Origin of the sequence: Halomonas sp. IOP_6 (assembly GCF_021151565.1) — a bacterium.
GTDB classification, from domain to species: Bacteria; Pseudomonadota; Gammaproteobacteria; order Pseudomonadales; family Halomonadaceae; genus Vreelandella; species Vreelandella alkaliphila.
Genome location: NZ_JAIRBO010000003.1, coordinates 299966 through 326802 on the forward strand (window position 1 = coordinate 299966; position 26837 = coordinate 326802).

Below are 26837 nucleotides of genomic sequence, written 5' to 3' on the forward strand. Positions count from 1 at the left end.
CTACAAGCGCTCCAAGTAACGGACACCGCCTAGATTACGCATTTGCTGAAGAATCCACTGACTGCGGCGCTCTACCTGAGCATCTGGCCGTGACGCGCTGCGGGTACGCGGACTGGGAAGAATAGCCGCTAGCAGGCTTGCTTGCCGTTCGGTCAATGCACTGCCAGAAGCGCCAAAATAGTGCCCCGCCGCCGCTTCTAGCCCAAATACTCCCGTATCCCACTCAGCGACGTTTAAATACACTTCCAGTATGCGTTGCTTGCTCCACAGCATTTCGATCAGCAACGTAAACCATACTTCTAGCCCCTTACGAGCCCAGCTACGGCCGCTCCATAAAAAAACATTCTTGGCTGTTTGCTGACTGAGCGTGCTGGCACCCCGCAATCGTTCGCCATCGAGACTGGCTTTCAGGGCACGCTTCAACTCAACTAAATCAAAACCACGATGCTGAGGAAAGCGCTGGTCTTCAGCAGCGATCACCGCCAACTTGGCATTGCTGGATAGATTGTCCCAGCTTCTCCATTGGCGTTGTATATCGATAGGTTCGCTGTTTATCCAGCTTTGTATTTTGCGCTCTACCATGACCATTGAGCCAGGAGGCGGGACAAATCGGAATAGTAAAACCAGCGCAATTGAGAGAACAATAAAAGCCAGCGCGCCGCGCCAAATAAGACGCCATATCAAACCAAGAAAACGGCGCAACGCGCGATTAAGCATTTCGATATCCTTAGCGCTTCATGAGGTGTTCTGCATGATAGCGCAAATGCTCCTCAATGAACGAGGCGATAAAGAAGTAGCTATGATCGTAACCTGGCTGGCGGCGCAGTGTTAGCGGATGATCATGCGCTTCACACACGGCCTCTAAACGCTCGGGCATTAATTGCTCTTCCAGAAACTGATCAGCTTCACCCTGGTCAATGAACAGTCGTTGACGAGAGGCACCATTAGCGACCAGCTCGCAGGCATCGTACTGGCGCCAACGCGACTGGTCGTCGCCCAAATAGCTGGTAAACGCGTTTTGCCCCCAAGGACAGTTCATTGGGTTAACAATAGGTGCAAAAGCGGAAACCGAACGGAACCGGCCTGGGTGACGCAACGCCAGAATTAACGCGCCGTGACCGCCCATGGAGTGACCACTAATCGACTCACGCCCGTTTACAGGGAAGTGCTGACGCACTACCGAAGGCAGCTCTTCAATCACGTAATCATACATGCGGTAATTCGATTTCCAGGGGGCTTGAGTGGCGTTCACATAAAAACCCGCACCCGATCCTAGATCGTAACTTTCATGCTCACCGGGCAGCTCAGTCCCGCGTGGGCTAGTATCGGGGCAAACAATCGCCACCCCTAGCTCAGCAGCAATACGGTGCGCGCCCGCTTTCTGCATAAAGTTTTCATCGTTGCAGGTTAGACCTGACAACCACCAAAGCAGCGGCACGCGCTCGCTCTCTGCTTGAGGAGGCAGGTAAACCGCGAACACCATGTCGCAATCCAGCGCCCGGGAGTAGTGGCGGTAGCGCTTGTGCCAGCCACCAAAACTGCGATTGGCAGACACTAGTTCTAAAGTTTCACTCATGCTCATGGGCTGGCTCCTTAAAAAGATGAAAACGCGGAGGGTTTCCCCTACCGCGCTCATTTACCCTATTACCAATGATACTCAGTAATGCAGCACGGTACGAATGCTCTTACCTGCATGGAGCAATTCGAAGGCTTCATTAATTTGCTCAAACGGCATGTCGTGGGTAATAAAGTCGTCGATATTCAGCTCACCATTCATATAGCGCTCGACGTAACCCGGTAACTCACTGCGTCCTTTAACACCACCAAACGCAGAGCCTTTCCAAACCCGCCCGGTGACCAGTTGGAAAGGACGCGTGGAGATCTCTTCGCCCGCACCCGCGACACCGATGACAATCGACTCCCCCCAGCCTTTATGGCAGCACTCAAGGGCCGAACGCATCACGTTAACATTGCCGATACACTCAAAGGAGTAATCAACACCACCGTCGGTCATATCGACGATTACCTGCTGAATCGGGTCGCTGTAGTCTTTCGGATTAACGAAATCAGTCGCGCCAAACTGCTTGGCCAATGCAAATTTATCGGGGTTCACATCGATAGCAATAATCTTCGAGGCTTTTGCCATTACCGCCCCTTGGATGACCGCCAAACCAATCGCGCCCAAACCAAAAACGGCGATGGTGGAGCCTGGCTCTACTTTTGCCGTATTCAGTACCGCACCGATACCGGTAGTAACGCCGCAGCCCAATAGGCAGATTTTATCCATCGGCGCTTCTTTGGAGACCACCGCAAGCGATACCTCCGGCAGCACGGTGTACTCGCTGAAAGTCGAAGTGCCCATGTAGTGATGCAGCATTTTGCCATCTAGCGAAAAACGCGAGGTGCCATCAGGCATCACACCTTTACCTTGAGTAGCGCGCACGCTGCCACACAGGTTGGTTTTACCAGATAGGCAGAATTTACATTTGCCGCACTCGGCGGTGTACAGCGGAATAACATGGTCACCCGGCTTAACGCTGGTCACACCCTCGCCAACTTCTTGCACCACACCAGCACCTTCGTGGCCCAATACCGCTGGGAAGTTACCTTCAGGGTCAGCGCCAGAAAGGGTATAAGCATCGGTATGGCATACGCTAGTCGCTGCCATCTTCACCAGCACCTCGCCCTCTTTTGGACCTTCCACATCGATCTCAACTAATTCAAGCGGCTTACCCGCTTCGAGTGCTACGGCGGCACGTGATTTCATCTATGCATCTCCTTAACGGTCACATAAGACTGAAGACTGTTTTATCGGACTCGTTTTAATCGAATCAGATTTAATGACTGCAGTGTAGGCCAGCTAGGCGAGTGGGATAAAGCGGGATACACTCACAAGATTATTGCCACTGAGCAACAATCAAAAATTAATTAAGGATAGTTCGTGCAACGCTGGGACCGTATTGAGGCATTCGTCGAGGTGGTAAGACTGGGAACATTCTCAGCGGCCGCACGCCATTTAAAGGTATCGACATCGCATATTAGCCGCTTAGTGAGCCAGCTGGAAAATCAGTTGGGTGTTCAGCTTTTGTACCGCACAACACGGCAAATTCGTTTAACCGATGCTGGGGCAATCTACGTTGAGCACTGCCGCCATCTTTTTGATGGCCTGCGCGATGCAGAGCAAGCGATCAGCGAGCTGCAGGCAAATCCACGTGGGCTGCTGAAACTGACCTCAGCGACAACATTCGGCGAGCGCTACATCGCGCCACTGGTGAATGACTTTCAGTGCCTGCATCCGCAGCTTGAAGTGCATATGCACTTCACCAACCGCCCCGTAGAAATTATTGAAGAGGGCTACGATATTGCCATTCGTATGGGGGTACTCAAAGACTCTAGCTTGATTGCTCGGCGGCTATGCGAGCGGCAGGAGTATGTCGTGGGCTCCCGGTCTTACTTCCGTCAAGCTCCCAGGCCACATACGCTGTCGGAGCTTAGCCAACACCGTTGTCTGATGGGTTCACGTCCTAACTGGTTGTTTGAAGTCAACGGTCAGCGCCGCGAAGTTAAAGTGGAGGGCTGCTGGAGCGGAAACTCCGGCCCCGCGCTGCTTGACGCCGCGCTTAAAGGGCTAGGGCTTGCTCAACTACCGGATTACTACGTAGCCCCCTATCTTGCCAGTGGCGAACTGGTATCCGTTCTGGAACCTTTCCAACACAACGATACAGCGGTATGGGCGGTATATCCTCGTCACCGCCATCTATCACCTAAAATCCGTCAGCTCGTCGATTACTTGGTGGCCAATATTGATGCAACGCTGCCACCCCGCCCTACTCACTAACACTCGATGGCGTTAACAGCCAAACCGCCTTTTGACGTCTCTTTGTATTTATCTTGCATATCTCGGCCAGTGTCACGCATGGTGCGAATCACTTTATCCAACGATACAAAATGATCACCATCACCATGCATCGCCATACGCGCAGCATTGATCGCCTTCACCGAGGCAATGGCGTTTCGCTCAATACACGGCACTTGAACCAACCCCGCCACAGGGTCGCAAGTAAGGCCAAGATTATGCTCTAGACCAATCTCAGCAGCGTTCTCTACCTGTTTTGGCGAGCCGCCCAGCACTTCTGCAAGCCCCGCTGCAGCCATCGCACAAGCAGAGCCGACCTCCCCCTGGCAGCCAACTTCCGCTCCGGAAATAGACGCGTTCTTTTTACATAATATGCCCATCGCGCCCGCTGCCAACAAAAAGGCCACTATGTCGTCGTCACAGGCATCTGGCTCAAATTTCAAATAGTACGCCAGCACAGCAGGCACAATACCGGCAGCACCGTTCGTCGGTGCAGTGACCATCCGTTTACCGGCGGCGTTCTCTTCATTCACTGCCAGTGCAAACAAATTGACCCAATCCATCACAGTAAAGCTCGATACAATTAAGCGTTGATTCTGCGGTGGTGAAAGCAGCTGTTGGTGCAAGCCATGGGCGCGTCGCCGAACATTTAATCCACCGGGTAAGTGTCCCGTCGCTTTTAAGCCATTTTCAATGCTGGTGCGCATGGCTTGCCAAATCGTCAGCAGCTCTGTGCGAATCACCTCTTCACTGCGCCATGCTTTTTCGTTTTCAAACATGAGCTCACTGATACGCAAACCATTTGTTTGGCAAAGCGCTAACAACTCATTAGCCGTTTCAAATGGGTAAGGTAGCGCGGTTTTGTCTTCGTCTAACCCACCCTGATCGGCGCAGGCTTGATCGACATAAAAGCCACCACCAAGGGAATAGTAAGTATTTGTCGCAATAACCGTATCGTACTGATAAGCCGTCAACACCATAGCGTTGGGGTGAAATGGCAGACAATGGTCGTCCCATTCAATATCCTGACTGCGATCAAACGATAGCGCTTGCCCATTGGGCAGCGTTATTAAAGCGCCTTCATCCAGCGCATGTAGCCGCTCAGTAATGGTGTCAGGATCGATTGACTCTGGCGTTTCGCCCATCAAGCCCATGATGACCGCACTATCAGTACCATGCCCGATGCCAGTAGAAGCTAACGAACCGTGGAGCCTAGCCACAATGCGCGTCAGCGAGGGTGAGATAACCGCTTGACTAAAATCGCGCGCCGCACGCATCGGCCCAACCGTATGAGAACTTGATGGGCCAATCCCAATTCTAAAGAGATCAAAAACGCTTATTGCCATTGTGTTGTCTGCCCTTCAGCGGTAATTGTTGATTACCTAATAACTAGTTACTTTGCAGCCTTAATCCACCATTAGTCGAGCAGCTCACATTAAGTTCGACGTGCGAGCATAGAAGTGTGTCGATATAATGAACATTCTTCTATGCATGTTTTTAAGCCCCTCTCTTACAACGTCATCTCTCTGATAAGGATGTTGGTATGCCATCTTCCCCACCGCAGTGGCCACTCAGTTTTGGATATACGCTTCTGCGCGCAACACTTTATATGTTTTTTGTCGCTGGTATCGCCCAAGGCGGATATTTTGAAGCTCTCTACCTACCCGATGTGCGCTATACCGAATTAGGCTTTACAGAGTTCACTCAAACCCTAGTACTGGCTAGCTGTTGTGGCTTACTCATCTACGTGCGCCAAGTACTCAAGGTATGGCCTACTGTTACGCTTCTATTGCTGGCGTTTGTGGCTGCGTCGCTGGTACGCGAACAGGATTACTTTTTAGATTACTACGTCGCAGACAACTCTTGGAAAGTGCTGGTATCGTTAATTGTCATCCCTAGCCTTGCCTGGGTAGTCGTCCAGCGTCGTCGATTTATTGAAGAATTTTCACATTATAGCAATACGTTCGCGTTTGGACTTTTCACTGGCGGTGTGCTCGTTACCTATATTTTCTCCCGCCTTTATGGTCGCCAAGACTTCTGGCGAGCCGTCATGCAGGATAACTATATTCGCGAATTTAAAGATGTCGCTGAGGAAGCCATCGAGCTTTTAGGCTACAGCCTGATTCTATTTGCCATGATTGAGCTTCTGCTGATTGCTCGGCGTATTTACAAAGCGCGTATCGCCTCCCAGTAAGCCTTTGGCCTAAAGAGTGGTGCGTAACGCACAAAATCAAAAAGCCCGCCGTTCATAGAACGGCGGGCTTTTTAGTTATGGTGAAGACTACCAAATCACCACTTTCTATTTACTACTTACTAGCCACTACTTACCAAGTACTAGAGCTAACTGATCACTCGTCGAGGAATGAGCGCAGCGGCTCAGAGCGACTCGGATGGCGTAGCTTGCGCAGCGCCTTAGCTTCGATCTGACGAATTCGCTCGCGAGTAACGTCAAACTGCTTACCCACTTCTTCAAGCGTGTGGTCGGTATTCATATCGATACCGAAACGCATGCGCAGCACTTTCGCTTCACGAGCAGTTAAGCCGCCAAGGACGTTACGCGTTGCTTCGATCAAGCCTTCGCCGGTGGCCATATCAATCGGCAACAACATAGTGCCGTCTTCGATAAAGTCACCTAAGTGCGAATCGTCGTCATCACCAATCGGCGTCTCCATAGAGATCGGCTCTTTGGCAATTTTTAGCACCTTGCGTACTTTGTCTTCCGGCATTTCCAGACGTTCGCCCAGTTCTTCCGGCGTTGGCTCGCGGCCCATTTCCTGCAGCATCTGACGAGAAACACGATTGAGCTTATTGATCGTCTCAATCATGTGCACCGGAATACGGATGGTGCGTGCCTGGTCAGCGATAGAGCGCGTAATCGCCTGACGAATCCACCATGTGGCATAGGTCGAGAACTTGTAACCGCGGCGATATTCAAATTTATCAACCGCTTTCATCAGACCAATGTTGCCTTCTTGAATTAGATCCAGGAACTGCAGGCCACGGTTGGTGTATTTCTTCGCAATCGAAATTACCAAACGCAGGTTAGCCTCAACCATCTCTTTCTTAGCACGACGTGCTTTCGCCTCGCCGATAGAGAGCTTGCGGTTAACTTCTTTGAGGTCGGCCACGGTGAGCTGCACCATGTCTTCCTCAAAGGCAATTTTGCGCTGCGAACGAGCAATATCGGCGCGCAGTGGCTCAAGACGGTCAGCATACTTGGGCTGCGCCTCCTGGAAGGTGTCTAACCATTTTGGATTAGACTCGTATCCAGGGAACGACTTAATGAAGGTTTTGCGCGGTACTTTAGCTTTCTTCACGCACAGCTGCATAACCGCTTTTTCTTGGGCACGCACCTGCTCAACACTAATACGTACTTGGCCGACCAGACGCTCAAAATGCTTCGGCACCAGCTTAATAGGCGAAAACAGCTCGGCTAAACGCGACTGCTCACTTTTAAGCTCCGCGCTACCACGACCATATTTCGCCAACGCAGCTTCAACAGCGGCATTCTGCTCACGGATTTGTTCGAAACGAGCTTTCGCTTCTTCCGGATCAGGCCCACCTTCGCTGGCCGTGCTGTCGTCATCTTCGTCGTCACCGTCGTTGTCGAGATCATCATCATCGCTCAACTCGGCTTCCGGCTCAGGCTCGGGCACTTCGGCTTCTGCAACGCCTGGAATCCCCTCGTCGGGGTCGATAAAGCCAGAGAACAGATCAGACAAGCGACCAGGCGCTTCTTCATCCTGCGTGGCATCGTAGGCATCCAGGATAGAAGCAACAGCGCCAGGCAAATACGCCAGCGCTGACATCACTTCCCGCGTGCCCTCTTCTATCCGCTTGGCGATTTCGATCTCACCTTCGCGGGTTAGAAGTTCAACCGTACCCATTTCGCGCATGTACATGCGCACAGGGTCGGTAGTGCGACCGACGTCGCTTTCCACGGCGGCGAGTGCCGCGACGGCCTCTTCCGCAGCGGACTCGTCCGTGGAGTGATCCGACATCATCAAAGTGTCTTCATCTGGCGCTTCTTCAACGACACTGATACCCATGTCGTTAATCATGCCAATGATGTCTTCCACTTGATCCGGGTCGGCGATATCCTCGGGTAGATGGTCGTTGACCTCGGCATAGGTCAGGTAGCCCTGTTCCTTGCCGCGCGCGATCAACTCCTTCAGACGTGACTGCTGCTGCGCATTTCCAGCCATAGAAACCCTATCTCGACGAAGAAGAATGAAACACCTGGGGCGCTGAATCGATTAAACTCAACAAGCCGAACAGTATAGCGTAAATAGCAGGAATTTTTCCAGCGAAACGTATTTGCGCGGTCATTCAGGTGTGTTAGGTTGTTCGGTTAGGCCAGCGCCTGGCGACTGACCCTTTATTTGGTGCCAACGTTAGGGAAATTCAACCCTAGCGCCTCAAACTCTACTCATTCAAAGACAAACGCCGCAAAGCCGACTTAATGTCGTTGGACAAGCTCCATCATTAAGCTTGCCAAACGCTGCCGCTGCGCTTTATCTAGCTTTTGCCCAGAACGCTCTAAATCCAGCAACGCCTGGTACTCTTCCTGAGGCGATCGCTTGCGCTGAACCTCTATTAGATGTTCAACCAACCCTGTCAGCTCAGTCTCCCGGGTTCCCTTGGGAATCAGCAACTCCCGTGACGCCAACTCAGCCAAGACCTGGCCTTCATGGCTCCCCTGAAAGTGCGCCAACACCACTTGCGGGCTGCGATAACGCCCGGCACGTAGTAACTCAATCAAATCACGGCATAACGGTGCTTCTTCACTCTCCGGCAACCAATCCAGGGAATCCGGCAGCGACGTCACTAAACCAGGCTCATGCAACAGTAGCTGCACAATACGAGCAACGGTTGAGAGCACTTGCGGGCGAGGCGACTGAGCGCGCCCCTTTTGTGCCTTTTTACCAGCAGGCTTTGCGCCGACCAGCTGCTCCTCATGATGCTCAAACGGTATCATGTCGGGCGACTCAAGCGGCTCCCAGTGCACGGCTTCCTGCGAAGGCGCTTTCTGTGCCTCTTTTTGCGCACTGGCGGCCGCGCGTTTATCAAGCAGCGTTTTCAGTTGCGATTGTGCCAACCCACTGCGCTTAGCTAACGCCTCCAACAGTAACGATTTGAGCATGCCTTCAGGCACTTTGTTCAATGCCTCAAGCACCTGACTTGCAAACCGCTCTCGCCCTTCCACGGTATTCAAGTCTCGCCCCTGCGCTGCCTGCTCAAAAAGAAACTCAGATAGCGGCATCGCACAGGTAACGCGATCTTGAAATGCGTCGCTACCTTCACGGCGTACTAGCGTATCCGGGTCGTCACCTTCCGGCAGAAACAGGAAGCGCGCTTCACGACCGTCAATCATCTGCGGCAAGGCGGTTTCCAACGCACGGCTGGCCGCTTGACGTCCTGCACGGTCACCGTCAAAGCAAAAAACCACACGGCTAACTAAACGAAATAGTCGGCTTAGATGGTCTTCTGTTGTAGCCGTCCCTAAGGTTGCGACAGCGTTGTTGATACCGTACTGCGCCAGCGCCACGACATCCATGTAACCTTCAACGATGACGAGCTGCTCAAGCTTGCTTGACGCTTGGCGAGCCTCATACAAGCCGTACAGCTCACGTCCTTTGTGAAAGACAGGCGTTTCGGGCGAATTCAGATATTTAGGCTGTTCATCACCCATTACCCGACCGCCAAACGCGATGGTACGCCCCCTTAAATCCCGAATGGGAAACATCACTCGATCACGAAAGCGGTCATACGTCCGCCCCGTGTCTTCACGGTGAATTAGCAAGCCATACTCTACTTGTACAGGCTCACCAATACCTCGCGCACTCAAGTGCTGCTTCAGGGCTTCCCACCCACCAGGCGCATAGCCAATACCATAAGTACTGACAACATCTGGCGATAATCCGCGCCCTTGCAGATAACGCTGTGCTCCCTGCCCTTCCTGCATTTTTAGCCGTTCTCGATAAAAACTGGCAGCAAGTTCAAGAAGATTAACGCCCTCTTTGCGCTTTTTTTCGCGTTGCTGGGCGCGCGGATCATCGGCACCCTCACGAGGAACATCCAACCCTAAACGACTAGCCAACTGCTCAACCGCATCAGGAAAGGGTAGTTTGTCGTATTCCATTAGAAAGCGTAGCGCATTACCGTGGGCACCACACCCAAAGCAGTGATAAAACTGTTTATCAGCGCTGACCGTAAACGATGGGGTTTTCTCTTGATGGAAAGGACATAGCCCAGAATAGTTACGCCCGGCCTTTTTAAGCTGCACACGCTCACCAACCACCTCAACCACATCAACGCGGCCTAACAGGTCATCGATAAAACGTTGTGGAATTTGGCCTGCCATGAACTGCGGGCATCCTCGCGCAAAGCGCTAGTTCGCTTGCCTAAAGTCATCAAGCAAATTGCCAGATCACCATAAACAGCAATGAAACAAAACAAAAAACAAACGGCCACCTAGTGGCGGCCGCTTGACATCCCTCTTGAGATGGCCAGCTAACTGCTCCGGCCCCCTCGGGTACGGATCAATAGAGCCGTTCGAAACGCTTTTGCTCACGCTGAATTTTCTTGGCGTGGCGTTTTACGGCAGCTGCCGCTTTGCGTTTACGCTCAGCAGTCGGCTTCTCATAGTGCTCGCGGCGGCGTACTTCAGAAAGAACACCGGCTTTTTCGCAAGAACGCTTGAAGCGACGCAGGGCGACGTCAAACGGCTCGTTATCACGTACTTTTACAGAAGGCATTAAGCACTCACCTACCTTAAGGAGTCTTGAGTTCGGATAGTACGTACACTTTTAGAATACAGTGTACGACCCAGTTTTACAGCGCACAGTAGTCTAGTCGTGGTTGGCGATCTTTGCAAATGCTTACGCGCCTTAAGCATGAGAATGCTAAACTAGGCGACTGATTAGCAGCACTGGTTTCTAACCTGCAACTTTTTAACTTACAACGAGTTCTTCAGCCATGCGCGTACTAGGCATTGAAACGTCTTGCGATGAAACGGGCGTCGCGATTTATGATACTTCGCACACTGGAGGCCGCGGCCTGCTCGCTGACGCGCTGTATAGTCAAATTGCCATGCATGCCGAGTATGGCGGCGTGGTGCCTGAACTCGCTTCTCGCGACCATACGCGCAAACTATTGCCACTGATCGAACAAGTATTGCACGACGCCAAGCTGACGCGTAGCGACCTAGACGGCATTGCCTACACTGCTGGCCCGGGGTTAGTCGGCGCACTCATGGTGGGCGCCAGCACAGCGCATGGTATGGCACGTGCGTTGAACATCCCCGTACTGGGCGTACACCACATGGAAGGCCATCTGCTAGCCCCTATGCTGGAAGATGATGCCCCTGACTTCCCTTTCGTCGCCTTATTGGTCTCTGGCGGACACACTCAACTTGTCGAAGTACAGGCCCTAGGACACTACCAGTTACTCGGGGAATCCGTTGATGATGCAGCGGGTGAGGCCTTCGACAAAGCGGCCAAAATGCTCGGGCTCCCCTACCCCGGTGGCCCTCACGTTGCTAAGCTTGCTGAACAGGGCAATCCAAAACGCTTCCGCTTTCCACGGCCAATGACCGACCGCCCTGGCCTAGACTTCAGTTTCTCCGGCTTGAAAACCCACACGCTGACCGCTATTCGCCAATTAGAAGCTGCTGGCGAGCTAGACACCCAGGCCAAGGCTGATGTGGCGAGGGCATTTGAAGAAGCCGTAGTGGACACCCTGGTTATCAAATGTCGCCGCGCACTGGATCAAACCGGATTGAAGCGCTTAGTGGTGGCAGGAGGCGTTAGCGCTAATCAACGCCTGCGCGAACGCCTCGCGGTTGAAACAGAGAAACGCAACGCGCGATCTTATTACCCTCGCGGGCGCTTCTGCACCGACAATGGCGCGATGATCGCTTATGTGGGCGCCCAACGACTGGCGGCGGGTGAGCATGATGACAACGGCATTATGAAGGCTACACCGCGCTGGCCGCTGGACACGCTAACGCCTACTAAACACCTATAGCTCCTACACCTCTAGCCCCTGCCTAGCCGCGTAGATGAGGCTCTTCTCCGCGGCGCAGGCGGCGAATATTTAACCCATGGCGAGCAAGCACCAGTAGGCTGAACCCACTCACGACCACAACATAGTCAGGTGCTAGCCACGCACAAGCCAGCGGTGCGACGAATGCACTAACAAGCGACGCTGCCGCTGCCATGCGTAGCCGCCAAGCCAGCAGCATCCAGCACACCGCACTAAGCAGTGCCACGCTGGGTACCAATATCAACAGCACGCCAAACGCACTGGCAACCGATTTACCACCGCGAAACCTATGCCATAGTGGATAGCTGTGACCTAGCAGAACAGCAAATCCAACCGCCCCTTGCAACCAAACAGGCAGCCCTAACAATTTGGCTGCCAGCACTGCAGGTGCCCCTTTTAATGCATCTAGTAAAAGCGTGGCGACGGCTAAGCGCGGCCCGTAAAGGCGTAGCACATTCGAAAACCCAGGGTTACACGAACCGCAATATCGCGGATCAGGAACACCTGCTAGCCGGCATACGCTAAGCGCCGCCAACCAGCTTCCGCTTAAGTAGCCCACCACCATCCATATCACTCCGCCCACCATCTTGGCTCCTTCCCAGCGTTAGATCGTACCTAGCTGTCGTTTCGCGCTATCCTCAAGTACAATCCCTCGCTTGTTGACGCTAGAGGAATAGCTGTGGATCGCATTTTGATCGAAGCGCTGGCAGTAGATACCGTCATCGGTGTGTACGACTGGGAGCGCACTATTGTTCAGTCTTTGAGCTTGGACTTATCGCTCGCAACGGATATTCGTCCCGCCGCCGCTGCAGATGATTTGAGCCTAACGCTTGATTATGCAGCCATTTGCCAGCGAATTCAGCGCTTTGCCGACGAGCACCAATTTGCTCTCGTCGAGACATTTGCCGAGCGCCTAGCTGAGTGCTTACAGCAGGAGTTTTCCATTATCTGGCTGCGCCTTACCGTACGCAAACCGGGTGCCGTTCCACAAGCCGCTAGCGTCGGTCTTGAAATCACCCGCGGCACGCTTCCATGAGCTTGGTTACTCTCAGTTTAGGCAGCAATATCGATCCGGACACTCATATCCGCCTGTGCCTAGATGCGCTTGAAGACACGTTTGGCCTCCTTCAAATATCGCGCATATTTGAAAGCGAGCCGGTAGGGTTTAGCGATAATCGCAACTTTTACAACCTTGTGGTTGCCTTTGATAGCGATTGGTCGGTGGGTGAGCTGCAGGCGTGGTCTAAGCAACTCGAAATTGCCCATGGCCGCACTCCCGATATGCTTAAGTGTAGTCCTCGAGCACTGGATATTGACCTGCTCACAGTGGGCGGTATTTGCGGCACTGTTGACGGTGTTGCCCTGCCCCGAGGGGAAATCACGCACAATGCCTTCGTTCTACAGCCGCTGGCCGAACTGCTACCCGATCAGTATCACCCTATCTATGGCTTGTCTTACGCTGCGCTATGGCAGCGCTTTGAATTGGGTAGTCAACGCTTATGGGCCATCAACTTTCATTGGCGTGGGCGCTGGATTTCCCAGGCAGACTCTGTGCCAAAGGCGGTGTCCGCTCGCTGAACAAAGCCTATAACCAGCCCTTAGTGCGTATCCATCAGCGCACTTGCTACTGCCTGTTGGCGGTGCTCACGTAGCGCCTTACCTAAAGCTGCACCACGATAACCCGCTTGCAATAGCACTTGAGGGTCAACGCTTTGTGCAGCCTGCCACGCCCGATTCAGCGGTTCGAGCGTATTCTCTGCTAAACGCTTAATGAGTTGTAACTGTGCATTAACCTGCGCGGGCTTACGCCAACCGTCCAAACGCTCCAGCCAGTGCAGAACGCGTTCGTCACTTAATGGCTCGGCCAATATATCCCTACTCAACGCCACATGGCGCGCCAGCTGCGTCACCGCATTAGGCAATCGCAATCTAATTGCCAGCACATCACGCTGAGCATCATTCAATACCGACACCAACAACGCGTAGCGCCAGTGAGCCAGAGGAAGTGAGCTGTCGATAGCCACCTGTGCAACCGTCTCAAGCGCCATCACCTTAAGTGCGCTTGCCAGCACAACGTCATCGGTTAGCTCAGGCCACCAAGCAGCCAGCGCCTCGCAATCTTTTAAGGCGGTGAAGTAACGGTCAGGATTTGGTTCACCCAACGCTTTTTCGGTTTCGACCCACACTCGCTCCGCAGCAAGGTGGCTAAGCTCACCACTGCGGCTTACATCTCGCATTAGTTCGAGGGTTTCAGGCGCAATGGCAAACCCTAAGTGCGCATAACGGGCAAGAAAGCGTGCAGTGCGAAGCACCCGTAAGGGATCTTCACTAAATGCCGGGGACACATGGCGTAATAGCCGCTGCTCAATATCTCGCTGTCCGTTAAAGGGATCGGTCAACGCACCATCAAAGCGCTGCGCAATCGCATTGATGGTTAAATCACGTCTTGAAAGGTCTTCTTCTAAGGTCACATCAGGACTTGCGTGTACTTCAAAGCCGCCATAACCGTGGCCAGACTTTCTCTCAGTGCGCGCTAGCGCATACTCTTCGGCGGTATCAGGATGCAGGAATACTGGAAAATCGCGCCCCACTGGTTTAAAGCCCCGCTGTTGCATGACTTCTGGCGTGGCACCGACGACGACCCAATCATTATCCACTACCGGCCAGCCTAACAACGTATCGCGCACTGCCCCGCCAACACGATAAACATCGAGTCCTTTGGTTTTCGCATCCACCTGAAACACGGCTACCGCCCTTTTTTCAATGTCTCGTGTTTTAATGTATCGTATTTTAATGTCTAGGCTGACGGCTAGGTACGCTGATGCGCTCACCCGATTCCATATTGAGAGCGGTTAACGACCCACCCCACACGCAACCAGTATCCAGCGCTTCAACCTTTATCTTGGCGTTCGGGGTTTGGCCCTCTAATGCCGCCCAGTGCCCGAATAACAGTTGAAGCGCATCTGCTCTTGGGTATTGAAACCAAGGGGCGAACCCGTCAGGCGCACTTTCCAAGCCTTCTTTAGCAGCAAAGTCTAGCCGACCGTTAGCGTCGATAAAGCGCATGCGGGTAAATATATTGACGAGACAGCGCAAACGATCAATCCCTTCTAGATCCTCATGGAACTGGTCAGGTTGATTACCAAATAGCTGCGTTAAAAAATCACCCGAACGCTCACTAAGCAAGGCCGTCTGCACTTCTTGGCTAAACGATACCGCTTGCTCGGCGCACCACGTTGGTAACACACCGGCATGGGTCATCAGCGTATTGTTTTCATAAACTGCCAATGGCTGGCTTTGCAGCCAATCCAGCACCTGTTCGCGCTGTGGTGCTGCAAGAATATCGCTTAGAGTGTCGTTTTTTTTCAGCTTGCCGCCGCCACGAGCCACCACCAACAAATGAAAATCGTGATTACCCAGCACGCATCGAGCGGCGCTGCCTAACGCCTGCACTTCCTGCAAGCAAGCCAGCGAGCCAGGGCCACGATTGACCAAATCACCAACCAGCCAGAGTGTATCGTTTGCTGCATTGAAGCTTAGCTTTTCTAGCAAACTGACAAACTCGGCATGACAGCCGTGCAGATCACCAATGGCATAGGTGCTCATCGCTCCCCCTTTTAGAGAATGGTCAGTGAAGCTGACGCGGCACCGCTAGCCTGAAAGGCGCAATGGGCACTTCAAAAGCTCGCTGGGTGTAGGTGTTAAGCAGCGTGTAAGCGCCTTCCATAACGCCTACCGGCGTCTGCAGAATGGCTCGACTGGTGTAGCGAAAACGCTGCCCCGGGCCAATTAACGGCTGCTGGCCCACCACCCCTTTGCCACGCACCTCTTGGCTATCACCGTTACCTTGGGTAATTTTCCAGTAGCGCGCCATAAGCTGCACGCTATGAGGGCTTTGGTTATGTACCGTCACGGTGTAACTAAACACGAAGCGCGACTCACGGTCATCTGACTCGGCTGCACGGTACTCAGGCGCGACGCTAACCTCAATGGCTAGGGCACTCACGCGTCAGAACTCCCATTACCACCAAGCGCTTCGTCAGTAGCCACTTGGTTGGCGATAGTGACGTACTCTGCAACCGTCAAGGTTTGAGGGCGCCGTGCAGGGTCAATGCCTAGTGCTTCTAATGTTTCTGCGCTTACCCTGCCTTTCAGGTTATTGCGCAGTGTTTTGCGTCGCTGACCGAACGCCAGCTTGACCAATTCAAACAGCAGCGCTGGGTCATCTGCTGTTTGGGGCAAGCTTTCGTGAGGCGTTAGCCTAACAATGGCGGAGTCAACTTTCGGCCTGGGAACAAAGGCTTCCGGCGGTACGACAAACAGCTGATCCACGTTGCAGTAATATTGCGCCATCACCGACAGGCGCCCCCAATCGGTGCTACCTGGCTCAGCGGCCAAACGCTCAACGACTTCTTTTTGCAGCATAAAGTGCATATCGGCAATCGCATTGCCCATGGTTAACAGGTGCACTATCAACGGCGTCGAGATGTTGTAAGGCAGGTTACCGACGACTCGCAGCGCAGGGCCATCCCCTTTTAGCGCGGCGAAGTCAAATTTTAGTGCGTCACCCTCATGTATAACAAAGTCAGGGTAGTTAAAAAACTGCACCCTTAAGCCCGGAATCAGGTCACGGTCTAATTCAATGACTTCAAGCTTTCCTGCCGCCTCTAGCAACGGAGCAGTGAGCGCGCCTTGCCCAGGGCCAATTTCGACGAGTCGGTCGCTTTCGCGAGGCCCAATGGCACGGACAATACGCGAAATGATGCCGAGGTCACGCAGAAAGTTTTGACCAAAGCGTTTACGAGCGCGGTGCTGCTGAGGCACTTGAGACATCTAACAGTGTTCCTTGGAGGGTTGATTCATAAAGCATTTAAGCCATTGGCGCGCTGCGCGGAAAGTCGCTTTGCTAGCGCTAGGGCAACGCCTAAGCTATTGGGGTCGGCAGTGCCGCGACCGGCTAAACTGAGCGCGGTACCGTGGTCTACCGAAGTACGCACCAGCGGCAAGCCAAGTGTAATATTCGCCGCCTGACCAAAGCCTGCGTATTTTAACACTGCCAGCCCCTGGTCATGATACATCGCCAGCACCGCATCAACGCCCGCTAAATGGCGCGGGGTGAAAAGCGTATCCGCTGGCAGCGGGCCTTGAACATCAAGGCCTTCAGCGCGCAGCGCTTTCAGCGCGGGGATAATAACATCGAGTTCTTCGCGCCCTAAATGGCCATCTTCTCCGGCATGAGGGTTTAACCCACACACCGCAATGCGCGGAGCGGCAATCCCAAACTGGTTTTTCAGATCAGTCGCAAGCAAACGGCTAATACGGGTAATTTTGTCGTAGGTAACCGCATCCGCCACGTCACGCAGCGGTAGGTGTGTGGTAACAAGTGCGACGCGTAGGTCACTGTTACCCTGCCAACGGCTCGACTGGGCATGCAGCGCCTGGTCGGTAGCCAACAACATCACGACCTCATCAACCCCACAGGCATCGCGCAGCCATTCGGTGTGGCCAGTGAAGCCAGGAAAGCCGCCTTCGATAATCACCCCTTTATGAAGCGGTGCAGTGACCATGGCCGCTGCATGCCCCTGCTGACAGGCGTCTACAGCGATTTGCAACGTCTCTAGCACATAGCCTGCATTAGCAGGATTGAGCACGCCTGGGAGCGCTGGTTCGCGAAGTGCCGCGGGCCACACAACCAAATGCCCTGGCGAGGAAGTAGCCCCGCTCCCAGGGGCTGCTTCTATCACATCAAGATGAAGCCCCAGCAGCGATGCACGCTGTTTTAGCAACTGCGTATCGCCAATAGCCACCGTATTATTCAATTGGCCATTGGCGGCCAGCATCAGCGTGATTTCTGGCCCGATGCCCGCTGGCTCTCCGGTAGTTATCAGCAGTGGCGCACTATTGCTCATTAGATTGGCTCATTAAAGGCGAATATCGACAAAAGCCTGTTCACGCATTTCACGCTGCCACGTCTGTAGCTCTTCGTTAGCACGACGCTGGAAAATGGCCTGACGAACCTGCTCACGGCGACTTTCATCCGTCACATCCTGACGGCGACGCTCTAGCACTTCAATGACGTGGTAGCCAAACTGGGAGCGCACTGGCTCAGATAGCTGGTTAGTACTCAACGACCCCATCGCCTCTTCGAAGGCTGGCACCGTTTGTCCTGGACGCACCCAACCAAGCTCGCCGCCATTCATGGCACTGCCACGGTCGTCGCTAAACTCACGAGCGACGGACGCAAAGTCTGCCCCCTGCTGTAAACGCTGGCGAGCCTGCTCAGCGCGGGCACGAGCCTGATCTTCATTGCGCGTTGGCGTTAACTCTACCAACACGTGGCGGGCACGTACTTCTTCAATGAACGCCTGACCCTGCTGAGATGGCTGCTGGCTCAAGAAGCGTTCAACGTCACGATCAGTCACAGTGACGCGTTGACTAATTTGGCGCTGCTGTACTTGGCGCATCAGCATTTCGCGGCGTATTTCTTCACGTACGCCACCCAGGGTCATGCCATCCGCCTCTACGGCATCGGCAAACTGTTCTAGCGTCATGCCGTTAGACTCAGCAATGGAGCGCAACTGGCGATTTAGCTCCGTGTCGTCCACGCTAAGATTGGCTTGGCGAGCCATTTGCAGTTGGATTTCATCCATCACCATGCGCTCTAGTACCTGCTGAGCCAGTTGGCTACGAGGCGGTAAGTTACCGTCCTGGGTTTGCGCCTGCTGCTCTACCTGGGCAATGCGGTCATCAAGCTCACTGCGCATGATGACGCCGTCATTAACGACAGCCACAACACTATCCAACATTTGCCGCTGGGTTGATTCGAAATTTTGTGCGTGAACCGATAGCGGCACAAGCGCAGCACTCGTTCCAAGACAGAGCGCCATCATGCCGCCCGCAGAAAGCAGTTTTGCCCGATTTTTCAAGCCATCGGTCAGCAGGGTCATTCTGGTAGTCATAAAGAATCTCTTTCAGTCAGTCGCCATTTAACAAAATCGTTACAGCGGCGTTGGGCGGTAGCCAGGAATGGCCTGTTCAAAGTAGCCGTCAGCCTCTTGACCAACGCCACCAAGACCACGGAATACAAAGCGTAAAAATAGCCCGCGATCATTAAAGTCATCACCCACGCGGGCGGTGTCGTTATCGTCTACCCACTCACGCCATACTAGCTGTAAGCCGTAGCAGCAGTCGTTCCATTGAACACCTGCCAACCGTTCAAGCGCGCGGTCATTGGTTTGATCGTGCAGATAGCGACCAATCAAATCAATCCTCGGGCTGGCTTTCCAAGCAAGTGACAGATCCCACTCTTCTCGGCTGTAATCTCTAAAGCCGTCATCGCCGGGTACGACGCCTGGATCGAAACCTTCGATCTCCCAACGGTAACCAAGGTTCACTACGTGGCCAGCGGGATGGCGATAACGCGCATCAACGCTAGAGCGTTCGGTCTGTTCACGCTGGTCGTCGTATAACCATTCATAACCCGCACTCCACCGATCATTTATCTGCCAATCAAGCCGCGTCACCAACGGAGAGCGGTCGCGAGTGGCTTGATAGCGGCTAAGCGGATTCACACTTGGATCATCCTCTGGACGAGCAGGCAATGTGTCTGGATCGCCTTCACTATCGATGCGACGCTCGGATAAATAAACACTTTGTCCAACGCCAAGCGTTAACCGATCCTGCCCAGAGGCGTCTTCAATAAAGCGAGATTGTACGCCAAGCGACACGCGATTGAGATCACCTAAACGATCTGCGCCTGAGAAACGATAAGGAGACCATAGCTGATCCCACGAGAACGCTCGCTCGCGGCTGTCAAAATCAGGCAGCTGTGTTTGGTTAGTACGTGGGACGTATGCGTAGTTCAAACGTGGCTCAAGGGTTTGGCGATAGTCTCGTCCGCGCAGCTCTAATTCACGCTCAAACACCAGGCCACTATCTATTGATGTGACCGCCGCACTACGGCTGGGAGACGTGCCACGATCAGTGACGCGATCGCCATAATCCAACTCATAAGCGGTATGCCATAATTCGGTACGCGGCTCGATATAGCCCCAAGGTTGCTCAAAACGCCAACCGATAGCCGGCGTGAGATGCAGGCGCGTGCCGATGGCAGCTTCGCGCTCAGGCACCTGTCGCTCGTCTACATCACGCCAGAAATAGGTCGCGTTAGAGCGCCATTGCGTATAGAGACCGCCGCCTAACTGCCAGTCAGAGTTCGCTGTCAAACTTGGTAGGCGATAAAATGGCTTATCGGAATCACTCAGCGGGTCTTCCAACCGCTGAAAACCCTGGGCACGGGCATCTAACTGCCAACGCTCACCGCGGTAATCTAACTGAGCCAGCCGCTCCATACTAACGCGTTCACTATTGCCAAACTCACCACCAAAATCATCGAAATAGCGACCATCACTGGCGGCACCATAGCGCAATTGGTAATCACTGCGTGGCGTCAGCGTTCCTGCATGCTGTGCATCAATATACCAGCGATCATTACCTTCAAAGCGGTTATCACCATTTTCACTGCCGTCATCACTATTGATATATCCGCCTTCTACCGTCCCTCTACTCTCTTCAAGCAGATAGCGATACTCACCATTGAGCAGCAGCCCACGGTCAGACATCCAGCGCGGTGTAATGGTGGCATCTTGATTTGGCGCTATGTTCCAGTAAAAGGGCTGCGCATAGTCAAATCCCTCATTGGAAAAGCTAATAGAAGGTGACAGCAATCCTGTATGACGGCGGTCATCAATGGGGAAACGTAGCCAAGGCCAGTAAAAAATCGGCACGTCTTTTACTTCTAAACGTGCGTGCCGTGCGGTACCAAACCCTTTTGCTTGATTCAGCTTTATATCGCTACTAACGAGTTGCCAGCTATTGGCACCTGGATCACACGTCGTAAATGAAGCATTGCGTAGACGATATTGCTCTTCACCGGTTTGCTCTAATTGACTGGCCTGACCGCGTAAATGTTGTTCGTAGAGCACATAATGGCTGTTACGTAACGAGGCTCGGTCATCGTTCAGCATTAACGTGGCTTGCTCGCCGCGCACCAGCGCCTGACCATCTCGTATGGCGAGATTGCCTTCTGCATCTACGCGTTGGCGGTCGGCGGGTAAATACATCTGCGCCGCCTGTAGCTCTGTGTTTCCACGACGCAGTACAACATCACCGCGCAACAACGCTTCCCCATCTGCGGCGTAATCGACTTCCTGAGTCTCCACCGACAACGTTTCGGGGTTATCCACCGCTGGCAAGCGGTAGTCAGGCATCACATATCGCCCTCGGCACAGCTGATGCGGTGCTTCATCTTGGCTCCAGGCCTGCCAGTCAAGCGCCTCGGCAGGCAGCGCCTGGCCTTGTGCCACCGCTGAAAATGAGGCGCCAGCGAGCAAACTGCCCAACAGCGTGTGCGCAACCGGTACGGTACGCGAGATTCGCTTGCCCATGTTCGTTATCCTTGGCATCCAGAATCGGTATTATACAGCCCGCATGATGCCCGACCAGCAAGGAGCTTGCATGTCCTCTTCTAGGATTGACGCCCTCACCCAGTGGGCGGCTGAACAAAATGGCCTAAACAGCGCCGCTATCCGCCTTTCCCCAGCGGGCGGTGACGCAAGTTTCCGGCGATATTTCCGGCTGACACTGCCCTGTGGCAGCACTCGCATAGTAATGGATGCCCCCCCTACCCAGGAAGACTCAACGCCGTTCGTCGCTATCGGAAAGCGCTGGTACGCGGCAAAACTGCCCGTTCCGCATATTTACGCCGCCGATCTCGACGCGGGTTTTTTGCTGCTTGATGACCTTGGGGATACCCCTTTACAAGCGCTATTCACTGATGAAGCGCGCATTCAACAGAGTCATTTGGATGCACTGTCGTTACTGGCCAAGTTACAAAACCACGCCAACCCTGCCGCGCTGCCGCCTTATGATTCGACGCTGCTGAACCGAGAACTCGACCTTTTTCCTGAGTGGTGTTTAAACAATTGGCTGTCGTTATCAACGCCAGCCAGTTGGGATGCGCTGCGTGGCCACCTCGTTGAGCAAGCCCTCAATCAACCCGTCGTCAGCGTACATCGTGATTACGATGCGATGAATATCATGGTGCACAACCAGCAGCTTTACATGATTGACTTTCAAGACGCAGTGGCAGGGCCAATCAGTTACGACGTTATTTCCTTACTGCGCGGTCGCTACTGCCGCTTTTCTCAGGCGCAGTTTATGCAGTTTGTCGACTCGTTCTATCGACAAGCGCGTCAAGATGGGCGTCTCCCTAGCCATGTCAGCAATGATGAATTTCTTATCCAATGCCAAGCCATGGCCGCTCAACGCTCGCTAAAAGTGCTGGGAATTTTTTGCCGCTTAACGCTTCGCGATGCCAAACAAGGCTATTTATCACGCCTGCCGCATTTTTTAGCGCATTTAGAAGATAGCCTAACCGCGCTGCCCCAGCACAGCGAGTTTGCTGAATGGGTAAGTGGCACACTGCGCCCCGCCATTGCCCTACGTTTAGCAGAAAGCACATTATGAAAGCGATGATTTTAGCCGCGGGACTTGGCAAACGGATGCGGCCACTTACCGACCACTGCCCAAAACCACTGTTACCAGTAGGCGATAAGCCACTTATTGTGCACCATCTCGAACGGCTCAAGCGTGCAGGCATTGATGAGGTGGTCATCAACGTGAGCTATCGCGCAGAGCAGATCATGGCAGCACTAGGTGATGGAAACGACTACCAGTTACGGATTCTTTGGAGCCATGAAGAGACACCTTTAGAAACCGGCGGAGGCATTCAAAAGGCACTCCCCCTGCTTGGTGATGCCCCGTTTCTGCTGGTCAATGGGGATGTCTGGTGCGATTACATTCCCTCAGAATCACTGCTACAGGGAAGTGACATCGCCCATCTTGTGCTAGTAGATAACCCTTCCCACCACCCTACAGGTGATTTTTCCCTTATCAACGGGCGCGTTGGAATGGAAGGCCCTCAGCGTCTTACCTTTGCAGGCATTAGCCTGCTGCACCCGGATCTTCTTGCCGATCAGGCGCCTGGGGCATTTGCCCTGGCACCGCTGCTTAAGCAGGCAATGGCAGACAAGCGGGTCAGTGGTGAACACTTTTCAGGCCACTGGGTAGATGTAGGAACTCCAGAGCGCCTTGAGGTTCTTGAACATCACCTTTTGGCGCAACAGATCAGCAAGCGATGAAAAAGTGCGTCTATCGCTAGAAATGTTATGCTTCGCAACTACCTATAGGTGCCTAGATGAGGAGAGCGACGTGAAAGCACGGGTAAAATGGACAGATGGTCGCCAATTTGTAGCAGAGTCCGGTAGTGGGCACAGCGTCGTTATCGACGGCCCTCCTGATCATGGCGGCCGCAACACCGGCCCCCGCCCAATGGAAATGCTGCTGATGGGTATGGGCAGCTGCACCGCCTTTGACATCTTGAATATTCTTGATAAAGCCCGCGCTGATGTCACCGACTGTATCGCGGAGCTTGACGCAGAGCGCGCTGATGAAGTGCCCTCCGTGTTTACCAAAATCCACGTACACTTTGTTGTGACTGGCCGAAACTTAAAAGAAAAGCAAGTACAGCGTGCGGTTGAGCTCTCCGCAGAGAAGTACTGCAGCGCATCTATTATGCTGACACAAGGCGGCGTTGAGATTACCCACTCTTTTGAGATTGTCGACGCTTGAACTACTCGGAGCGCCATCTTTCTCATGTATCAACGACATATGTATTAAAAAAAATAGCGCGGCTGGATGCATACCATGCGCTTGGCGGGCATAATACGCTCGCTTGTTTTTACCCCTACTGCGTAGCAAACAGCCGCTTTGCAGAAAGCGACTACAGCATCACGGTGACAAGTTACTATCGGTTCCGGCGCTGGCTCGTCGGGGTGTCTTCATCTGCCATAGGGAGGTTCGGACGTGTCAGATAATCTCCGACTCCACGGGTTTAATAACCTGACTAGCTCGTTGAGCTTTAACATTTACGACATCTGTTACGCCAAGACCGAAGAGCAGCGTGCGGCTTACATTGATTATATCGATGAGCTTTACAACGCCGAACGTTTGACGCAGATTCTAAAAGACGTCACCAATATTATCGGCGCTCATGTGCTCAATATTGCTCGTCAAGACTATGAGCCCCATGGGGCCAGCGTTACGATCCTGATTGCTGAACACGAGCTGGATGAAGCAAACCCAGAGCAAACTGAACCAGGCCCTGGGCCGCTACCTGAAACAGTCGTGGCACATCTTGATAAAAGCCACGTGACAGTGCACAGCTATCCTGAGTCGCATCCTGACAACGGTATTAGCACCTTTCGATTGGATATTGATGTGTCTACTTGTGGACACATCAGTCCATTGAAAGCACTGAACTACCTAATTCACAGTTTCGACTCTGACATTGTCACCATGGATTATCGGGTTCGTGGCTTTACCCGCGATGTCGATGGTAAAAAGCTGTTTATTGATCACGACATTACCTCGATCCAGGACTACTTGGCAGAAGATACCAAGCACGCCTATCAGATGATCGATGTGAATGTTTATCAAGAGAACATGTTCCACACCAAAATGCTGCTGAAAGACTTCGAACTTGATAACTATCTGTTCGGCACATCGCGCCGCGACATTACATTCGAAGAAGCACGGGACATTGAAAGCCGTCTGCGCAAAGAAATGCTAGAGATTTTCTACTCTCGAAACCTGGACTAACGCCTGCTTTCAACGTTAACGAAAAGCCGTTTTGCTACTAAGCAGAACGGCTTTTTTTTGTTAACGGATGTCGCTAGTAAACGCTTGGCCCACCTTCCGGACGCGTTTTAAAGCGCCTATGAAGCCATAAGTACTGCTCAGGATACTTACGAATAGCTTGTTCGATAAATTCATTTACCCGAGTAGCGTCGGCCATTTCATCACCGCTTGGGAAGTTATCAAGCGCGGGCAGGCAGGTAATGGTATATGTCTGGTTGTCAGGATTGCGGTGGAACATCAATGGCACCACCGGCGCGCCCGTCATTCGGGCGATTTTTGCGGTCAGCCTAATCGTAGCGGCTTGCTGGCCGAACAGTGGCGCAAACACGCTAACATCGCGACCAAAATCCTGATCCGGTGAATACCACACTATGTGACCTGCTTTAATCCTGCGCACAACACCACGCAAGTCATGCCGATCAATCGCTTGGCCAAAAATACGTGAGCGGGCACGGGTCATGAAACGCTCAAAAAGCGGGTTGTTGTGCGGGCGATAAACTACATCAGCAGGGAAAAATAGCGAATGCAGCGCCCCCCCTAAATCCAGTGTGGAGAAGTGAATTCCCACCACCAGTACGCCCTTGCCTTGCGCTTTAGCCCGTGCGAGATGCTCTTGGCCATGATAGGCCACCCGGTGCCGTAACCCTTCTGCGTCACGACACCAACCAGTGGCTGTTTCCACTAAGCCAATACCGTTCGCAATAAAAACCTCTTTTACCAAGCGGCGCTGCTCATCGACACTTTTTTCAGGGAAACAGAGTGCAATATTGGTCGCAGTGATATGACGACGACGTTTCGCAAAGCGCCACGCCAACAGGCCAATTATTTTCCCAACCCACAGCTTAAGCCGCCAGGGCAACCAAGCAACGACATACATTGCTCCAATAGCCAGCCACGTTGACCAATAACGGGGATGCGCGAAAGAGCGCGGATACGTACTTTTAGACATACTGATAACCGTTTAAGCGAAGGCCCCATGGTAGCGGCGCGGCGCTCTTGGCAGCACTCCCGTTAACAGGGTATAGCTGATGGTATCGCAATAGCGTGCTACCTCATCAATGGACAACACGGCACCGTTGCTAGCGGCTCCCCACAGCACCACCTCACTACCGATAGCAGCCCCCGACACGTCGGTGACATCTACGGTTAGCATGTCCATTGAGACCTTGCCGGCAATCGCACAGCGCTGGCCATTCACTAACACCGGGGTGCCGTCTATGGCGTGGCGATCATAACCATCACCATAACCTGCCGCAACGACGGCAATTTTAGAACGCCGAGATGCGCGCCAACGGCCACCGTAGCCAACAGGCTCGCCTTCCTCTAGTTCACGAAGGGCAATAATTTCGGAACGTAAGCTCATCACCGGGCGCAGTTGCCGGGTGATCTCATTGGCGTCTTCCAGCGGGTCACTGCCATACAGCATGACACCAGGGCGATTCCAGTCGCCATGGGCGATTGGCCATGCCAGTGTTGCCGGGGAGTTTGCTAAGCATAGGGGCGCATCAAGCGCTTCTGCCAATGTCGTTAAAGCGGCCATTTGCTGATTAAAGTAGCTGCCCTCACGTGCATCTGCTGTCGCAAAGTGGCTCATCAAATGCAGCGCTGTCACCTGTGGTGCGCTAGCTAACCGCTGCCAAACATCAGGTGCCTCGTCTAGAGAAAAGCCTAAACGATGCATACCGGAATCCACTTTCATCCATACCGGAATAGGTTGACGGGGTGAAAAAGCCAATAAGGCCGCTACCTGCCACTCACTGTGAACGCTGATCCAAAAATTGTGCTGATCAACGAGCGCCAGCTCGTCAGCGGTAAAAATACCTTCCAGCAATACAATAGGTTTTTTAATTCCCCCTTCACGCAGGCTAATCGCTTCTTCTATGCAAGCGACAGCAAATGCGGGCACATCAGCTTCTAGAGCACGCGCGCACTCAAGCGCACCGTGACCATAAGCATCCGCTTTAATAACGGCTACCGAGCGACTTTGGGGCGCGCAGCGGCACGCTAGTTGATAGTTATGACGCAAGGCGTCTAAATCAATATGGGCCACCAAGGGGCGCATCACGTTTCTCACTTACACAGTCAATAGTTAACGGTTGATCAACCAATGGGCGTCAAAAACAACGCACCGAGCAATGAACTCGGTGCGTTATGGTCGGTATGACACAACAGCTTA

26 protein-coding genes are annotated in these 26837 nt (G+C 53.2%); 9 read left to right on the plus strand and 17 right to left on the minus strand.

All coding sequences use genetic code 11. The annotated features are described in order from the left end of the window. The 3 genes from mtgA to K7H08_RS07560 all read right to left on the minus strand — a co-directional run bounded on the left by mtgA (position 1) and on the right by K7H08_RS07560 (position 2767). A complete protein-coding gene (mtgA, locus tag K7H08_RS07550) occupies positions 1-717 on the minus strand; it encodes a monofunctional biosynthetic peptidoglycan transglycosylase (RefSeq protein WP_095603978.1) in 717 nt (238 codons plus the stop codon). Positions 718-727: 10 nt separating this feature from the next. Further along, the gene (gene fghA / locus K7H08_RS07555) at positions 728-1582 is read right to left on the minus strand and encodes an S-formylglutathione hydrolase (protein WP_120386455.1); all 855 of its coding nucleotides are present in this window, start codon (positions 1580-1582) and stop codon (positions 728-730) included. A 75-nt stretch (positions 1583-1657) separates the two neighbouring features. After that, a complete protein-coding gene (locus K7H08_RS07560) occupies positions 1658-2767 on the minus strand; it encodes an S-(hydroxymethyl)glutathione dehydrogenase/class III alcohol dehydrogenase (RefSeq protein ID WP_038477575.1) in 1110 nt (369 codons plus the stop codon). A gap of 174 nt (positions 2768-2941) precedes the next feature. On the opposite strand from K7H08_RS07560, the gene K7H08_RS07565 reads away from it, so the two are divergent. Further along, positions 2942-3838, plus strand: coding sequence for a LysR family transcriptional regulator (locus K7H08_RS07565; protein WP_231657611.1), 897 nt, complete (start codon positions 2942-2944; stop codon positions 3836-3838). Here K7H08_RS07565 and K7H08_RS07570 read toward each other — a convergent pair. After that, complete coding sequence (locus K7H08_RS07570; protein WP_095603982.1) at positions 3835-5202, minus strand: L-serine ammonia-lyase; 1368 nt, start codon at positions 5200-5202, stop codon at positions 3835-3837. The genes K7H08_RS07565 and K7H08_RS07570 overlap by 4 nt on opposite strands. 197 nt (positions 5203-5399) lie before the next feature. On the opposite strand from K7H08_RS07570, the gene K7H08_RS07575 reads away from it, so the two are divergent. Then, positions 5400-6050 carry a hypothetical protein gene (locus tag K7H08_RS07575; protein ID WP_231657612.1) on the plus strand — a complete coding sequence of 217 codons (651 nt, stop codon included), beginning with the start codon at positions 5400-5402 and terminating at the stop codon, positions 6048-6050. 154 nt (positions 6051-6204) lie between these two features. Here the strand turns inward: K7H08_RS07575 and rpoD are convergent, their stop codons facing one another. The 3 genes from rpoD to rpsU form a co-directional block, all read right to left on the minus strand. Continuing rightward, the gene (rpoD, locus tag K7H08_RS07580) at positions 6205-8061 is read right to left on the minus strand and encodes an RNA polymerase sigma factor RpoD (RefSeq protein ID WP_231657613.1); all 1857 of its coding nucleotides are present in this window, start codon (positions 8059-8061) and stop codon (positions 6205-6207) included. A 254-nt stretch (positions 8062-8315) separates the two neighbouring features. Beyond that, entirely contained in the window at positions 8316-10220 is a 1905-nt protein-coding gene (gene dnaG / locus K7H08_RS07585) for a DNA primase (RefSeq protein ID WP_038477593.1), read from the minus strand. Positions 10221-10398: 178 nt separating this feature from the next. Then, positions 10399-10614 carry a 30S ribosomal protein S21 gene (gene rpsU / locus K7H08_RS07590; RefSeq protein WP_007113641.1) on the minus strand — a complete coding sequence of 72 codons (216 nt, stop codon included), beginning with the start codon at positions 10612-10614 and terminating at the stop codon, positions 10399-10401. 220 nt (positions 10615-10834) lie between these two features. Here rpsU and tsaD point away from each other — a divergent pair, with 220 nt between their 5' ends. Then, positions 10835-11884, plus strand: a complete 1050-nt coding sequence (gene tsaD / locus K7H08_RS07595) for a tRNA (adenosine(37)-N6)-threonylcarbamoyltransferase complex transferase subunit TsaD (protein ID WP_120386451.1) — start codon at positions 10835-10837, stop codon at positions 11882-11884. Positions 11885-11906: 22 nt separating this feature from the next. On the opposite strand, the gene plsY is transcribed toward tsaD, so the two are convergent. After that, on the minus strand, positions 11907-12476 hold the full coding sequence (gene plsY / locus K7H08_RS07600; RefSeq protein WP_231657687.1) for a glycerol-3-phosphate 1-O-acyltransferase PlsY: 570 nt from the start codon (positions 12474-12476) through the stop codon (positions 11907-11909). Positions 12477-12581: 105 nt separating this feature from the next. Here plsY and folB point away from each other — a divergent pair, with 105 nt between their 5' ends. Together folB and folK are read left to right on the plus strand one after the other, a co-directional pair. Continuing rightward, positions 12582-12938, plus strand: a complete 357-nt coding sequence (gene folB, locus K7H08_RS07605) for a dihydroneopterin aldolase (RefSeq protein WP_095603986.1) — start codon at positions 12582-12584, stop codon at positions 12936-12938. After that, complete coding sequence (gene folK / locus K7H08_RS07610) at positions 12935-13480, plus strand: 2-amino-4-hydroxy-6-hydroxymethyldihydropteridine diphosphokinase (RefSeq protein ID WP_120386450.1); 546 nt, start codon at positions 12935-12937, stop codon at positions 13478-13480. The genes folB and folK overlap by 4 nt, the downstream gene beginning before the upstream one ends. Before the next feature lie 20 nt (positions 13481-13500). Here the strand turns inward: folK and K7H08_RS07615 are convergent, their stop codons facing one another. The 7 genes from K7H08_RS07615 to K7H08_RS07645 are packed head-to-tail and all read right to left on the minus strand — an operon-like array spanning position 13501 to position 21348. Then, positions 13501-14646 carry a polynucleotide adenylyltransferase gene (locus K7H08_RS07615; RefSeq protein ID WP_120386449.1) on the minus strand — a complete coding sequence of 382 codons (1146 nt, stop codon included), beginning with the start codon at positions 14644-14646 and terminating at the stop codon, positions 13501-13503. A gap of 46 nt (positions 14647-14692) precedes the next feature. Beyond that, positions 14693-15508, minus strand: a complete 816-nt coding sequence (locus tag K7H08_RS07620; RefSeq protein WP_231657614.1) for a symmetrical bis(5'-nucleosyl)-tetraphosphatase — start codon at positions 15506-15508, stop codon at positions 14693-14695. A 22-nt stretch (positions 15509-15530) separates the two neighbouring features. Beyond that, the gene (gene apaG / locus K7H08_RS07625) at positions 15531-15908 is read right to left on the minus strand and encodes a Co2+/Mg2+ efflux protein ApaG (RefSeq protein WP_089039622.1); all 378 of its coding nucleotides are present in this window, start codon (positions 15906-15908) and stop codon (positions 15531-15533) included. Continuing rightward, on the minus strand, positions 15905-16735 hold the full coding sequence (gene rsmA, locus K7H08_RS07630; RefSeq protein ID WP_231657615.1) for a 16S rRNA (adenine(1518)-N(6)/adenine(1519)-N(6))-dimethyltransferase RsmA: 831 nt from the start codon (positions 16733-16735) through the stop codon (positions 15905-15907). Before rsmA ends, apaG begins: the two co-directional genes overlap by 4 nt. 26 nt (positions 16736-16761) lie before the next feature. After that, positions 16762-17811 (minus strand): 4-hydroxythreonine-4-phosphate dehydrogenase PdxA, encoded by a 1050-nt coding sequence (pdxA, locus tag K7H08_RS07635; protein WP_231657616.1) that lies wholly within the window; start codon positions 17809-17811, stop codon positions 16762-16764. 12 nt (positions 17812-17823) lie between these two features. Then, positions 17824-18861, minus strand: coding sequence for a peptidylprolyl isomerase (locus K7H08_RS07640; RefSeq protein ID WP_231657617.1), 1038 nt, complete (start codon positions 18859-18861; stop codon positions 17824-17826). Between the two features lie 39 nt (positions 18862-18900). Further along, positions 18901-21348: an LPS-assembly protein LptD gene (locus tag K7H08_RS07645; protein WP_231657618.1), complete on the minus strand. Its 2448-nt coding sequence runs from the start codon at positions 21346-21348 to the stop codon at positions 18901-18903. Positions 21349-21418: 70 nt separating this feature from the next. Here K7H08_RS07645 and K7H08_RS07650 point away from each other — a divergent pair, with 70 nt between their 5' ends. From K7H08_RS07650 to speD, 4 genes are all read left to right on the plus strand, one after another. Beyond that, positions 21419-22429 carry an aminoglycoside phosphotransferase family protein gene (locus K7H08_RS07650; protein WP_231657619.1) on the plus strand — a complete coding sequence of 337 codons (1011 nt, stop codon included), beginning with the start codon at positions 21419-21421 and terminating at the stop codon, positions 22427-22429. Beyond that, positions 22426-23103 (plus strand): N-acetylmuramate alpha-1-phosphate uridylyltransferase MurU, encoded by a 678-nt coding sequence (murU, locus tag K7H08_RS07655; RefSeq protein ID WP_231657620.1) that lies wholly within the window; start codon positions 22426-22428, stop codon positions 23101-23103. Before K7H08_RS07650 ends, murU begins: the two co-directional genes overlap by 4 nt. Before the next feature lie 70 nt (positions 23104-23173). Beyond that, positions 23174-23593, plus strand: coding sequence for an OsmC family protein (locus K7H08_RS07660; RefSeq protein WP_038477634.1), 420 nt, complete (start codon positions 23174-23176; stop codon positions 23591-23593). Positions 23594-23827: 234 nt separating this feature from the next. Further along, complete coding sequence (speD, locus tag K7H08_RS07665) at positions 23828-24622, plus strand: adenosylmethionine decarboxylase (protein ID WP_030073826.1); 795 nt, start codon at positions 23828-23830, stop codon at positions 24620-24622. A 73-nt stretch (positions 24623-24695) separates the two neighbouring features. Here the strand turns inward: speD and lpxL are convergent, their stop codons facing one another. Both lpxL and alr read right to left on the minus strand, forming a co-directional pair. After that, positions 24696-25610, minus strand: a complete 915-nt coding sequence (gene lpxL, locus K7H08_RS07670; RefSeq protein ID WP_231657621.1) for an LpxL/LpxP family Kdo(2)-lipid IV(A) lauroyl/palmitoleoyl acyltransferase — start codon at positions 25608-25610, stop codon at positions 24696-24698. A gap of 12 nt (positions 25611-25622) precedes the next feature. Beyond that, on the minus strand, positions 25623-26723 hold the full coding sequence (gene alr / locus K7H08_RS07675) for an alanine racemase (protein WP_038477645.1): 1101 nt from the start codon (positions 26721-26723) through the stop codon (positions 25623-25625). Between the last annotated feature and the right edge of the window lie 114 nt (positions 26724-26837).